The following is a 12670-nucleotide window of genomic DNA, read 5'->3' as shown; positions in this document are numbered from 1 at the left end:
GTCTGAACGGCAAAAGGCTTTCAGACGGCATTTTTGTTGTGTTTTGAAATGAAAAAAAAGGTATTTTATACCAAGTATCGGAATTTTGCGGAATGGAAACGCGTGCGGCAAAAAAGGACATCCCCCGCAGGAATGCGGGGGACGGTTTCAGGCGCGCGCAATCGGGACGGCTTTGGATGCGTCCCAAAAATCGACGGGCGCATCCAACACGGGTTTGACGATGCCCGTCCGTATGGCGAAATCGCCGAAACCTTCGTCGGTATCGCGTCCTGCCGCCCATTTGCCGATCAGGTCGTCTAATTCGGAAAGGATTTCCGGCAGGGTAATGTTTTCTTTGTAGAGGCGGGGGATGCGTACGCCTTCGCGGTCGCCGCCGATGTGGAGGTTGTAGCGTCCGACGGCTTTGCCGACCAGTCCGATTTCCGCCAACATCGCCCGTCCGCAGCCGTTCGGGCAGCCGGTAATGCGGGTAACGATGTAGTCGTCCGACGTGCCGTGTTTCGCCATAATCTTATCCAGCTCGCCGATGAAGTCCGGCAGCACGCGTTCGGCTTCCGCCATTGCCAGCGGGCAGGTCGGGAAGGAAACGCACGACATCGCATTTTCGCGCAGTTTGCTGACACCGTCGTGTATCAGCCCGTATGAGCGGGCGAGCTGTTCGATCCGGGCTTTGCCTCCTTCGGGTACATTTGCCACGATGAGGTTTTGGTTGGCGGTGATGCGGAAGTCGCCTTTGTGGATTTTGGCGATTTCCAACACGCCGGTCAGAAGCTGTTTCCCGCCTTCGTCAACCAAACGCCCGCTTTCGATGAAAAGGGTCAAATGCCAGTTGCCGTCTATGCCTTTCACCCAGCCGATACGGTCGCCGCGCCCGGTAAATTTGAACGGGCGTACGGGTTCGAACGGCATACCCATACGGCGTTCGACTTCGGCGCGGAAGTTGTCCAAGCCCATATTTTGAATGGTGTAGCGGGTGCGGGCGTTTTTGCGGTCGCTGCGGTTGCCGAAGTCGCGCTGCGTGGTTACCACCGCTTCGGCGGCCTTCAGCGCGTGTTCCGGAGGCACGAAACCCAGTTCCAGTGAAATGTTCGGATAGGTTTTGGTGTTGCCGTGTTCCATCGAAAGCCCGCCGCCCGCCAAAACATTGAATCCGGCAAGCTGTCCGTTGCCGTCTGAAATGGCGACAAAATCCAAGTCGTTGCCGTAGCAGTCCACATCATTTAAGGGCGGGATGACGACTGCGGTTTTGAATTTGCGCGGCAGATAGGTTTTGCCCAAAATCGGCTCGTCTTCTTGAAGGAAGTCGTCAGAACTTTGAACTTTTTTGCCGTCCACCCACACATCCAGATAACCGCGCGTGCGCGGCAGCAAGTGTTCGGAAATCTTTTTCGCGTATTCGTAAGCCTGCCGGTGCAGTTCGGACTCGATCGGGTTGGACGTGCAAAGCACGTTGCGGTTCATATCCGCCGCCGTGGCGATGGAATCCAAACCCAGTTTGTGCAAGAGGCGGTGCATCGTCTGCAACTTGGCTTTCGGCACGCCGTGAAATTGGAAGGTTTGCCGGTTGGTCAGCCGGATGGAGCGGTAATGACTGTTTTCCCGGGCAAATTTGTCCAGTTCTATCCATTGGGACGGTTTGATGATCCCGCCCGGCAGCCGGCAGCGCAAAAGCATAAATTTCAAGGGCTCGAGTTTTGCCTCGGCGCGTTCGGCGCGGATGTCGCGGTCGTCCTGCTCATACATACCGTGGAAGCGGATGAGTTGGAAGTTGTCGCCTTTGAAGCCGCCCGTGAGCGGGTCTTTCAAATCGTCCAAAATCGTGCCGCGTAAAAAATTGCTTTCGGTTTTCAGACGTTCGTTGTCGGATAGCGGTTTTTCTTGCCACGCCAAACCTTTTGTCTTGGTCTGTACGGTCATTTTGTGTTCCTCCCGATTATATTTAATCAATAAACATCACGCTGATAGCGTTTTTCTTCGCGCAGCATATCCAAATATTCTTCTGCGCCCTCTTCGTCCAAATGTCCTGCCCCGATAATCACATCCAGCAAGGCGGCTTCCACGTCTTTTGCCATTTTTGCCGCATCGCCGCACACATAGATATGCGCGCCTTCCTGCAGCCATTGCCAAAGTCCTTCCGCCTGTTCGCGGATTTTGTCCTGCACATAGATTTTTTCTTCCTGATCGCGCGACCAGGCGAAATCGTATCTGTGCAGGAAGCCGTCTTTGGCAAACTGCTGCCATTCGGTCTGATAGAGGAAGTCGGCGGCAAAATGCGGATTGCCGAAAATCAGCCAGTTTTTGCCTTCCGCATTTTCTGCGGCACGTTGTTGGACGAAAGCGCGGAACGGTGCGACGCCGGTGCCCGAGCCGATCATCACAATCGGCTTGCGGCTGTCTTCGGGCAGCCTGAAGCCGTCGTTGCGTTCCACAAACACGCGCACCGTGCCGTCCTCTTCCAGCCGGTCGGCAAGGAAACCCGATGCGCCGCCCGCTCTGGCGCGCCCTTCGTGTTCAAAACGCACCGCGCCGACGGTCAGGTGCACTTCGTCCCCCACTTCCGCCTGCGACGAGGAAATCGAATACAGGCGCGGCGCAAGCGGGCGCAGCAGGCCGGCGAATTGTTCCGCCGTCAGTTTTGCAGGGAAGCGGTGCAGCACATCGGCAATCGGCGTGCTTTGCACAAAGCCTTGCAAAACGGCGTTGTCGGCAGCAATACGGTCGAGTTCGTCATCATCGGCGAACGGGGCATAGCCTTTGACAAAGGCGGGGGTGTTTTGCGTGAGTTCAAAATGGGATAACAGTGCGGAGGCAACCGGCAGGGTTTTTCCGCCCGCCTGTATTTCCGTTGCCTGATCGATGCCGAGCAGGTCTAGGATTTCCCTGACCAGTGCCGGATCGTTGTCAAACCAAACGCCGAGCGCGTCGCCCGGGAGGTAGTGCAAATCCGAACCGCTCAAATCGATTTCGATGTGGCGCACGTCTTTATCGGATTGGCGGGCGGTGATTTTCTGATTGGCCAGCAGGGCGGCGGGAAAGGGGGCTGCCTTGCAGTACCTGCCCTCCGATGCCGTCTGAAGGTCGGCGGGGGGCGTTGCCTGCGGCGCGGGCGTTGCCCGGTTTTTTGCGGCTTCTTCTTTTAAGAGTGCGGCGATATTGTCTGTCCAGGCGTTTGCGGAGGCGGTAAAGTCCAAATCCGCATCAACGCGTTCGAGCAGGCGTTTCGCCCCCAATTCTTCAAAACGTTTGTCGAAATCTTTGCCCGCCCGGCAGAAATTCGGATAGGAACTGTCGCCCAAACCCAGTACGGCAAATTGGAGTTTGTCCAATTTCGGGGCTTTTTTGCCGTTCAGCAGTTTGTGCAGCACGACGGCTTCTTCCGGCGGTTCGCCTTCGCCTTGGGTGGACGTAACCAGCAGCAGGCGGCGTTCGCCGGCGATGTTTTTCGCCTTATAGTCTTTCAGTTCGGCGCGACTGACTTGGATGCCGGCGGCTTCCAGGCTGTCCGCCGCTTTGTCGGCAACGGATTTCGCATTGCCGGTTTGCGAGGCGGAAAGGACGGTTACGGAAAAAGGTTCTGCCGTCGGCAATGCCGTCTGAAGCGCGGGCAGTCCTGCAGATGCCCCGTTTCCTGCTTTTGCCCAAGCGTAGCCGGACAGCCACGCCCATTGTGCCGCGTCCAGCCCCGACAGGAGCTGCGTGATTTCGGGCGGCAGAGGCGGTAATGGCGGATTTGTGTTCTGCATATCGTGTTCACTCATAAAATCATACCTGCCGCAACAGTGCCGTATGTCGCTTCGTCTATCAGGATAAACGAACCGGCGGCGGTGTTTTCCGCATAAGGCGTTGCCGTAACGGGTTTTTGAAGGTTGATGCGGACTTTGGCGATGTCGTTCATCTTCAAGGATTCCGCGCCGGCCTCTTGTTCCAGCGTGCGGACATCCAAAACGCTTTCAATTTCCCCGACTTTTGCCGACACGGTTTGCGTGCCGTGCTTGAGCAGGTATTTGCGCGCGGTGTTGAGCGGACGTTCGTCAAACCAGCAAAGCGTGACTTCCAGATGTTTTTGCGGGGCGAGCGGGGAATTTTTATCGACAAAAAGGTCGCCGCGCGAAACATCGATGTCGCGATCCAGCCGGAGGGTTGCCGCCTCGCCGGCAAAAGCCTGCGCCACTTCGCCTTTGGGTGTGATGATTTCGGACACTTCGGCGGTCAGCCCGTTCGGTTCGATGCGGACGGTTTGCCCGACGGCGACCGAACCGCGTTCGATGCGCCCCTGATAGCCTCGGAAATCATCGGCCTTGTCGGCATCTTGGCGGACGACCAGTTGCACGGGGAAATAAAAATCGTCGGCGGTGCGGCTGACTTCGTCCGCCCCCGGCAGGGTTTCCAAAATGGACAATAAGGGTTCGCCTTTATACCAAGGCATATTGCCGCCGGGGTAAACAATGTTGTCGCCCAAGAGTGCGGACACCGGTACGAAATGCGCGTCTTTCAAACCGAGCTGTTCGGCAAGTCGGCGGTATGCCTCCACAATGGCGTTGAATTTGTCTTCGCTGTAATCCAGCAGGTCCATTTTGTTGACCGCCACCACAATATGCGGGCAGTTGAGTTGGCGGAGGATGGCGGAATGGCGTTTGGTCTGCGGCAGAAGCTGCAAGGGCTGCGCGCCGAAATCCAGTTGGGATGCGTCAACCAGCACGACTGCCGCCGAAGCGGTGCTTGCGCCCGTAACCATATTGCGCGTGTATTGTTCGTGCCCCGGCGTGTCGGCGATGATGAATTTCCGTTTCGCCGTGGAAAAATAGCGGTATGCCACATCGATCGTAATGCCCTGTTCGCGTTCGGCTTCCAGTCCGTCGGTCAGGATGGAGAAGTCTATGGTTTCTTTCAAACCTTTGCTTTTGCCGGATTCCAAGGTTTTGATTTGGTCGGACAGCAGGGCTTTGCTGTCGTAGAGCAGTCGTCCGATTAGGGTGCTTTTGCCGTCATCGACGCTGCCGGCGGTAATGAAGCGGAGCGGGGTTTGGTGTTGTGCCGTCATATTTTCTTCCTCATATCTGCTTAAAGGGTTTTTGAAATTTAGAAATAGCCTTCTTTTTTGCGTTTTTCCATTGCCGCCTCGCTTGCCTGATCGTCCAGCCGGGTCGCGCTGCGTTCGGAAATGTCGGCAACCGCTGTTTCTCTGATAATCTCCGTCGGCGTGGACGCGGTGCTTTCTACCGGGCAGGTGCAGCTGATGTCGCCGACGGTGCGGAAGCGGACATCAAGGATTTCGGAGGTTTCAGACGGCATTTTCGGGGTGAGCGGCGTTACAGGGACCAGCAGCCCCCTGCGTCTGACCACTTCGCGCCTGTGGCTGTAATAAATCGGCGGCAGCTCGAGGTTTTCGCGGGCGATGTATTGCCAGATGTCGAGTTCCGTCCAGTTGGAAATCGGGAAGACGCGCATATTTTCGCCTTTGTGCAGCCTGGTGTTGTACAGCGACCACAGCTCGGGGCGTTGCGCCTTCGGATCCCATTGTCCGAACTCGTCTCGGAACGAGAAAATCCGTTCTTTGGCGCGGGCTTTTTCTTCGTCGCGCCGCGCGCCGCCCATCAGCGCGTCAAAGCCGTTTGCCTCGATGGTTTCCAACAGCGTAACCGCCTGCGCCGCATTGCGCGAATCGGTTTCTTTGCGTAAAACTACTGTGCCTTTGGCAATGGAGTCTTCCACGCGCCCCACTATCAGGCGGGCATTGAGTTTTGCCGCCTGCGCGTCGCGGAAAGCAATCACTTCGGGGTAGTTGTGCCCCGTGTCGATATGCACCAGCGGGAAGGGCAGTTTTACCGGCCTGCTGCCCAGCCGGAAGGCTTTGCAGGCGAGGGCGAGCAGGACCACGGAATCTTTGCCGCCGGAAAAGAGCAGGGCGGGGTTTTCGCATTCCGCCGCCACTTCGCGGATGATGTGGATGGATTCGGATTCCAACCAGTCGAGTTGGGCGTTGTTCGGTTCGGTTTTCGTCATACCATATTCCTTATTTCTTCTGTCTGATATTTATGAATTATTTGTGCAGCCCGCATTCTTTGCTGTTTCTGCCTTCCCACCACCACCGCCCGGCGCGGATGTCTTCGCCCGCCTTGACGGGGCGGGTGCAGGGGTCGCAGCCTATGCTGGGAAATCCTTGCCGGTACAAATCGTTGTAAGGCACATTGTTGGCGAGGATGTATGCCCACACGTCGTGTTCCGACCAGTCGAAAATCGGGTTGTATTTGCCGATGCCCCGTCCGGCATCGTATTCGGCAAACGGCAGTTCCGTGCGTGTGGCGGATTGTTCGCGGCGTTGCCCGGTAAGCCAGGCGTCCGCGCCTGCAATGGCGCGGTTGAGCGGTTCGATTTTTCGGATGCGGCAGCATTCGCGGCGCGCTTCAACGCTGTCGTAAAAGGCAAACCTGCCTTTGCTTTCCACATAACGGTCGGCATCTTCTCGAACCGGCCGGAAACGCTTTATCCGCAAATGGGGATATGCGCGTCCGAGCCTGTCCAGCAGGTTTAGGGTTTCCGTGTGGAGCAGCCCCGTATCCAAGGTAAAAATGCCGATATTGAGGTTTTCGCCGGCGATAAGGTCGGTAATCACCATATCTTCCGCAGCAAGGCTGCTGGCAAACCGTGCATCCCGGTGGCTGCCGGCAATCCGGTGCAGGCGTTGTTTGAGGGTTTCCGTTTTTTCCGCCAAAGCTGTTTCACTGCCATTTTCAATCGGCGGAATTTTCCATAAAGCAGGTTTGAAAATTTTCATTTTGTCCGCCTTGCTTTATGCGGCTTGTTGTTCTTGTCCGGTGCCCAGTCCGTCCAATGCAAAATACGCGTGTTCGGCCGGATTGCTTTCTTTTTTGGCGTTTTCGCCGAACCAAGCCAGTTTTTCGTGCAGTTCCACCACTTCGCCTACAACAATTAAAGCCGGCTTCGGCGCGTTTTCGGCGAGGCGGGCGAGGTTGGCGAGCGTGCCGATTGCCGTTGATTGCGTTGATTGCGTGCCGTGGCTGATGACGGCGGCAGGCGTGTCGGGCGGGCGGCCGTATTGTTGCAGCCGTTCGGCAATCAGCGCGGCTTTGAGCGTGCCCATATAAATCACCAAGGTTTGGCGGCTGCGGGCAAGCGTCTGCCATTCGATATCGGGCGCATCCGCCTTGCGGTGGCCGGTAACGAAAACCGCACTTTGGGCATAATCGCGGTGCGTGAGCGGGATGCCGGCATAGGCGGTCGCGCCGACGGCGGCGGTAATGCCGGGGACGACCGAAAACGGAATGTGGTGGCGCGCCAGCACTTCCAATTCTTCGCCGCCGCGTCCGAACACGAAAGGGTCTCCGCCTTTCAAACGCACCACGCGCCTGCCTTCGCGGGCCAGCCTGACCATAAGCGCATTGGTGTCCTCTTGCGGGGTGCGGTCGCCCCGGGCGCGCTTGCCGACAAAAATCCGTTCCGCATCGCGGCGGACGAGGGACAGTATGCCGTCTGAAACCAGCGCGTCGTAAAGCACCACGTCTGCCTGCTGGATTTCCTGCAGCCCTTTGAGCGTCAGCAGCCCCGCATCGCCGGGACCCGCGCCGACCAGCGAGACGGAGCCGCCTTGATCATTTTGACGACTTTGTTCCAATTGGCCTGCCAATTCCCGTTCGGCAAGGGTGTTTTGCCGGTTTTTGACGAGGGCTGCGAAACGTCCGTTAAACTGCTTTTCCCAAAAGCGGCGGCGTTCGGTAACGGATTTCAGTTTGCCCTTGACCGCATCGCGCCATCTTCCGGAGATTTCCGCCATATCGCCCAAAGACGGCGGCAGCAGGGCTTCCAGCCTTTCACGCAGCAGGCGGGCGAGGACGGGCGCGCTGCCGGAGCTGGAAACGGCAATCTGAACCGGGTTGCGGTCGATAACCGACGGGAAGATGAAGCTGCAATGGTCGCGGTCGTCCACCACGTTGACCGGCTTTTGGCAGCTTTCGGCAAGATGGAAAACGCGCCGGTTGAGGGCTTGGTCGCTGCTTGCCGCAATGATGAGGAAAACTGTGCGGATGTGTTCGGCACGAAATTCTTCGGCAAGCCACAGGATTTTGTTTTCCGCCGCCAACGCGGAGAGTTCGGCATTCAGGTGTTTTGCGGCAACCCTGACCTCTGCGCCCGCCTTCAGCAGCAGGCTGATTTTGCGTGCGGCGACCGCGCCGCCGCCTACGACCAATACGGGGCGGCCGGCGAGGTTGGCGAAAATAGGGAAATAATTCACTGGCTGACTCCTTTGCTGTTTGCCCGCACCTTGTTTCCGATACGGTGCGTCGCGGCATTTTTGTCGGAATGCGGGTCATTTTAGACAAAAGGATTTTCCCGGTTAAATAATAAAAAGGCATTTGTTAGAAGCTGAAAGCTATATGAGGGCGGCTGCGGATACGGCGGTTTTCCTTTTTATAGTGGATTAACAAAAACCAGTACGGCGTTGCCTCGCCCTAGCTCGAAGAGAACGATTCTCTAAGGTGCTGAAGCACTAAGTAAATCGGTTCTGTACTATCCGTACTGTCTGCGGCTTCGTCTCCTTGTCCTGATTTTTGTTAATCCACTATAAAACGGTTTGGGACGGAAAAACGGCCTGAAGCCGTTTCGGGCATTCAGACCGTTTGCGCGGAGAGGGGATGCCGTCCGAAGGGCGAAAAGGGCTTCAGACGGCATTGATGTCGGGTTTCAGGACAGGAGCAGGATGGCGGCTGCGGCAAGCGCGGCAACCGATAATGCGGCGGCAAGCGCGGTTTTGCCGGCAAAGCGGATTGAGGTTTTGCCTTCGATGTATTTGAAGCCGGTTATCATCGGGAGGACGAGGTTTTTCTTTTTGAACACGCGGTATGCGGCGACGGCGGCGATATGAATGGCGGAAAAAACGGCGAGCAGCTTGAAAAAGTTGAGGTGGATTTTCCGCATAAGGCTGCCCGTATGCTCGGAAACCAAATGGTTGAGGTAGCCGTTGGTGCTGAAGGTGTTTTCATCGGCGGCAAAAAGCCCTGTGCCGACTTGAAATGAGACGGCGGCCAAAAGCGCGACGACCATCAGTGCGCCCAAGGGGTTGTGTCCGGGTTGGACGTGTTCGGGAATACCGTTTTTCATATACTCTCTGATACCCGACCATCCGCGGACGAAACGGGAGAAACGGGCGGTATCGCTGCCCCAAATGCCCCAGCAGAGGCGGAATACGAGCAGGAAAAGGATAAACAGCCCGACGCGCGTGTGCCATTGCAGCATATCGCCGCCGGTTTTCGCGCTATACCACATAAAGGGTAGGGATGCGGCAAGCAGCCAGTGGGAAAGGCGGGTGGGGAAGTCCCAGACTTTGCTTTTGTTTTTCATAATCGGTTTCCGGCGGTAGAATCGGTTTGTTTTCGAGCCTTAATTTTAACCGATTGGAGGGGAAATGTTTCCCGTTTTCCATCTTTCAGGCGAAAGCCGCCGCCGGATGCTTCAGGCGGCATCGCGTTTTCCCTATGTTTTCAAAGCCCGTGCGGAAGATTCGCACAAAGGGACTTTCGGCACGCTCGCCGTAGTCGGCGGCGCGGTCGGCATGAGCGGCGCGCCCGTATTGGCGGCATCGGCGGCAATGTATCTCGGCTGCGGCAAAGTGTGGGCGGGTTTCAATCAGGAAACGCTGCCTTTCGCCGTCATTGCCGGTTTTCCCGAAATTATGTTGGACACGGCAGACGGTTTGACCAAGCGTCAAGATATAAACGCCTGGGTTGTCGGTTGCGGCTTGGGTACAGGTAGGGCGGCGGTCAGAACGCTTGCCGGAATTTTGGCTGAACACACGGACAAGCCCGTTCTTTTGGATGCGGACGCGCTGAACATATTATCAACCGATGCCGAAACCCGAAATCTGGCACGCGAGTGTAAAAACCTGATTTTAACGCCACACCCCGCCGAAGCCGCGCGCCTGCTTGGAACGACGGTTGCACAGGTTCAGGCGGATCGGACGGCGGCAGTGAGGAAGATAGGGGCAATTTTCGGCGCAACCGTGGTTTTAAAGGGGCACAAAACATTGGTTGCCGCGTCCGATACGGAAATCTATGTCAACGAAAGCGGCAACGCGGGATTGGCAACGGCGGGCAGTGGCGACGTATTGGGCGGCATCATCGGCAGTCTGCTCGCACAGGGCGTGCCGGTTTTTGAAGCCGCCTGCGCGGGCGCGTGGCTGCACGGCGCGGCGGCGGATGTCATAAAAGAATCGGCAGGCATTGCGGCAGGGCTGTTGGCAGGGGAAATCGCCCCGGCGGCAAGGTGGCTGCGTAACCGGATAACTGAAAGTATGTAAGAAGATATAGTGGATTAACAAAAACCAGTACGGCGTTGCCTCGCCCTAGCTCGAAGAGAACGATTCTCTAAAGGTGCTAAGCACCAAGTGAATCGGTTCCGTACTATTTGTACTGTCTGCGGCTTCGCCGCCTTGTCCTGATTTTTGTTAATCCACTATACCGTCTGAAAGGCAAGGGCTTCAGACGGCATCTTCATTTCCCAAATACTGTCCGGTAAAGCGTGGTATAATGCGCAGTTATCTCTTACAGTTTTTGAAAAACATTAATTATGAAACAAATCCGCAACATCGCCATCATCGCCCACGTCGACCACGGCAAAACCACATTGGTCGACCAACTGCTGCGCCAATCCGGCACATTCCGCGCCAACCAGCAGGTTGACGAGCGCGTGATGGACAGCAACGACCTCGAAAAAGAACGCGGCATCACCATCCTCGCCAAAAACACCGCCATCGATTACGAAGGCTACCACATCAATATCGTCGACACGCCGGGACACGCCGACTTCGGCGGCGAAGTGGAGCGCGTTTTGGGGATGGTGGACTGCGTCGTCTTGTTGGTGGACGCGCAGGAAGGCCCGATGCCGCAAACTCGTTTCGTGACCAAAAAAGCCTTGGCTTTGGGGCTGAAACCGATTGTCGTCATCAATAAAATCGACAAACCGTCCGCCCGTCCGAGCTGGGTCATCGACCAAACTTTCGAGCTGTTCGACAACTTGGGCGCGACCGACGAGCAGTTGGATTTCCCGATTGTTTATGCTTCCGGTCTGTCCGGTTTCGCCAAATTGGAAGAAACCGACGAGAGCAACGACATGCGTCCGCTGTTCGATACTATCTTAAAATATACGCCTGCACCGAGCGGCAGCGCGGACGAAACGCTGCAACTGCAAATTTCCCAACTCGACTACGACAACTACACCGGCCGCCTCGGTATCGGTCGTATCTTGAACGGACGTATCAAGCCCGGTCAAGTTGTTGCCGTCATGAACCACGATCAACAAATCGCCCAAGGCCGCATCAACCAGCTTTTGGGTTTCAAAGGTTTAGAACGCGTGCCGCTTGAAGAAGCCGAAGCCGGCGACATCGTGATTATTTCCGGTATTGAAGACATCGGCATCGGCGTAACCATCACCGACAAAGACAACCCCAAAGGCCTGCCGATGTTGAGCGTGGACGAACCGACGCTGACCATGGACTTTATGGTTAACACCAGCCCGTTGGCGGGTACGGAAGGCAAATTCGTAACCAGCCGCCAAATCCGCGACCGCCTGCAAAAAGAATTGCTGACCAACGTCGCCCTGCGCGTGGAAGACACCGCCGATGCCGACGTGTTCCGCGTATCCGGACGCGGCGAGCTGCACCTGACCATTTTGTTGGAAAATATGCGCCGCGAAGGCTACGAACTCGCCGTCGGCAAACCGCGCGTCGTGTACCGCGACATCGACGGTCAAAAATGCGAACCTTATGAAAACCTGACTGTGGACGTACCCGACGACAACCAAGGCGCGGTAATGGAAGAACTCGGCCGCCGCCGTGGCGAACTGACTAATATGGAAAGCGATGGCAACGGACGCACCCGCCTCGAATACCATATTCCAGCGCGCGGCTTGATCGGTTTCCAAGGCGAATTCATGACCCTGACGCGCGGTGTCGGGCTGATGAGCCACGTGTTCGACGATTACGCGCCCGTCAAACCCGATATGCCCGGCCGCCACAACGGCGTGCTGGTGTCCCAAGAGCAGGGCGAGGCGGTCGCTTACGCCTTGTGGAATCTTGAAGACCGCGGCCGTATGTTCGTATCGCCCAACGACAAAATCTACGAAGGTATGATTATCGGCATCCACAGTCGCGACAACGATTTGGTGGTCAATCCGCTCAAAGGCAAAAAACTCACCAACATCCGCGCCAGCGGTACCGACGAAGCGGTGCGCCTGACTACGCCGATCAAACTGACTCTGGAAGGCGCGGTCGAGTTTATCGACGATGACGAGCTCGTTGAAATCACGCCGCAATCCATCCGTCTGCGCAAGCGTTACTTGAGCGAATTGGAACGCCGCCGCCACTTTAAAAAGCTGGATTAATGTTTAAATGATACGCGATGCCGTCTGAAAAATTTCAGACGGCATTTTTTATTCGGACGGGCTTTGCGGCTTCTTGAAGCTGTTTCAGACGGCGTTTTTCCTACCCAATCAAGAAACTGCCGCCATTTTTCCAGCGGCATATCGCCCCGTCGCGTTTCGGTATCGGGTTCGGCTTCCCGGCAGCATGTCGAACAATGCCTTTTGAAGGAATACGCCTTTTGAGTCCTTACAAGCTTAGGAAGAGGATATAGTGGATTAACAAAAATCAGGACAAGGC

General features: G+C 56.4%; 9 protein-coding genes. 2 read left to right on the top strand and 7 right to left on the bottom strand.

The genetic code is table 11. The features are described from left to right. Positions 1 to 147: 147 nt before the first annotated feature. From cysI to HMPREF2959_RS01045, 7 genes are all read right to left on the bottom strand, one after another. Positions 148 to 1917: an assimilatory sulfite reductase (NADPH) hemoprotein subunit gene (gene cysI / locus HMPREF2959_RS01080; RefSeq protein WP_002232451.1), complete on the bottom strand. Its 1770-nt coding sequence runs from the start codon at positions 1915 to 1917 to the stop codon at positions 148 to 150. A 26-nt stretch (positions 1918 to 1943) separates the two neighbouring features. Further along, on the bottom strand, positions 1944 to 3758 hold the full coding sequence (locus HMPREF2959_RS01075; RefSeq protein ID WP_002223767.1) for an assimilatory sulfite reductase (NADPH) flavoprotein subunit: 1815 nt from the start codon (positions 3756 to 3758) through the stop codon (positions 1944 to 1946). After that, complete coding sequence (locus HMPREF2959_RS01070; protein ID WP_002243518.1) at positions 3755 to 5041, bottom strand: sulfate adenylyltransferase subunit 1; 1287 nt, start codon at positions 5039 to 5041, stop codon at positions 3755 to 3757. The genes HMPREF2959_RS01075 and HMPREF2959_RS01070 overlap by 4 nt, the downstream gene beginning before the upstream one ends. Before the next feature lie 38 nt (positions 5042 to 5079). Next, a complete protein-coding gene (gene cysD, locus HMPREF2959_RS01065; protein ID WP_002213549.1) occupies positions 5080 to 6003 on the bottom strand; it encodes a sulfate adenylyltransferase subunit CysD in 924 nt (307 codons plus the stop codon). Between the two features lie 37 nt (positions 6004 to 6040). After that, positions 6041 to 6775 (bottom strand): phosphoadenylyl-sulfate reductase, encoded by a 735-nt coding sequence (locus HMPREF2959_RS01060; RefSeq protein ID WP_070696252.1) that lies wholly within the window; start codon positions 6773 to 6775, stop codon positions 6041 to 6043. A gap of 15 nt (positions 6776 to 6790) precedes the next feature. Then, complete coding sequence (gene cysG / locus HMPREF2959_RS01055) at positions 6791 to 8251, bottom strand: siroheme synthase CysG (RefSeq protein WP_002243520.1); 1461 nt, start codon at positions 8249 to 8251, stop codon at positions 6791 to 6793. A 449-nt stretch (positions 8252 to 8700) separates the two neighbouring features. Further along, the gene (locus HMPREF2959_RS01045; protein ID WP_002243521.1) at positions 8701 to 9357 is read right to left on the bottom strand and encodes a cytochrome b/b6 domain-containing protein; all 657 of its coding nucleotides are present in this window, start codon (positions 9355 to 9357) and stop codon (positions 8701 to 8703) included. A gap of 64 nt (positions 9358 to 9421) precedes the next feature. Here HMPREF2959_RS01045 and HMPREF2959_RS01040 point away from each other — a divergent pair, with 64 nt between their 5' ends. Next, the gene (locus tag HMPREF2959_RS01040; RefSeq protein WP_070696249.1) at positions 9422 to 10312 is read left to right on the top strand and encodes an NAD(P)H-hydrate dehydratase; all 891 of its coding nucleotides are present in this window, start codon (positions 9422 to 9424) and stop codon (positions 10310 to 10312) included. 269 nt (positions 10313 to 10581) lie between these two features. Beyond that, positions 10582 to 12393: a translational GTPase TypA gene (gene typA / locus HMPREF2959_RS01030; RefSeq protein ID WP_002229479.1), complete on the top strand. Its 1812-nt coding sequence runs from the start codon at positions 10582 to 10584 to the stop codon at positions 12391 to 12393. Positions 12394 to 12670: the final 277 nt, after the last annotated feature.

It is taken from the genome of Neisseria sp. HMSC070F02 (assembly GCF_001814225.1).
Taxonomy (GTDB): Bacteria; Pseudomonadota; Gammaproteobacteria; order Burkholderiales; family Neisseriaceae; genus Neisseria; species Neisseria meningitidis.
This window is presented reverse-complemented; position numbering and strand designations above follow the sequence as displayed.

Bases quoted from the DNA above. Each gene is read 5' to 3' on its own strand.
- cysI (WP_002232451.1), bottom strand. From the start codon at position 1,917: ATGACCGTACAGACCAAGACAAAAGGTTTGGCGTGGCAAGAAAAACCG.
- HMPREF2959_RS01075 (WP_002223767.1), bottom strand. From the start codon at position 3,758: ATGAGTGAACACGATATGCAGAACACAAATCCGCCATTACCGCCTCTG.
- HMPREF2959_RS01070 (WP_002243518.1), bottom strand. From the start codon at position 5,041: ATGACGGCACAACACCAAACCCCGCTCCGCTTCATTACCGCCGGCAGC.
- cysD (WP_002213549.1), bottom strand. From the start codon at position 6,003: ATGACGAAAACCGAACCGAACAACGCCCAACTCGACTGGTTGGAATCC.
- HMPREF2959_RS01060 (WP_070696252.1), bottom strand. From the start codon at position 6,775: ATGAAAATTTTCAAACCTGCTTTATGGAAAATTCCGCCGATTGAAAAT.
- HMPREF2959_RS01045 (WP_002243521.1), bottom strand. From the start codon at position 9,357: ATGAAAAACAAAAGCAAAGTCTGGGACTTCCCCACCCGCCTTTCCCAC.
- HMPREF2959_RS01040 (WP_070696249.1), top strand. From the start codon at position 9,422: ATGTTTCCCGTTTTCCATCTTTCAGGCGAAAGCCGCCGCCGGATGCTT.
- typA (WP_002229479.1), top strand. From the start codon at position 10,582: ATGAAACAAATCCGCAACATCGCCATCATCGCCCACGTCGACCACGGC.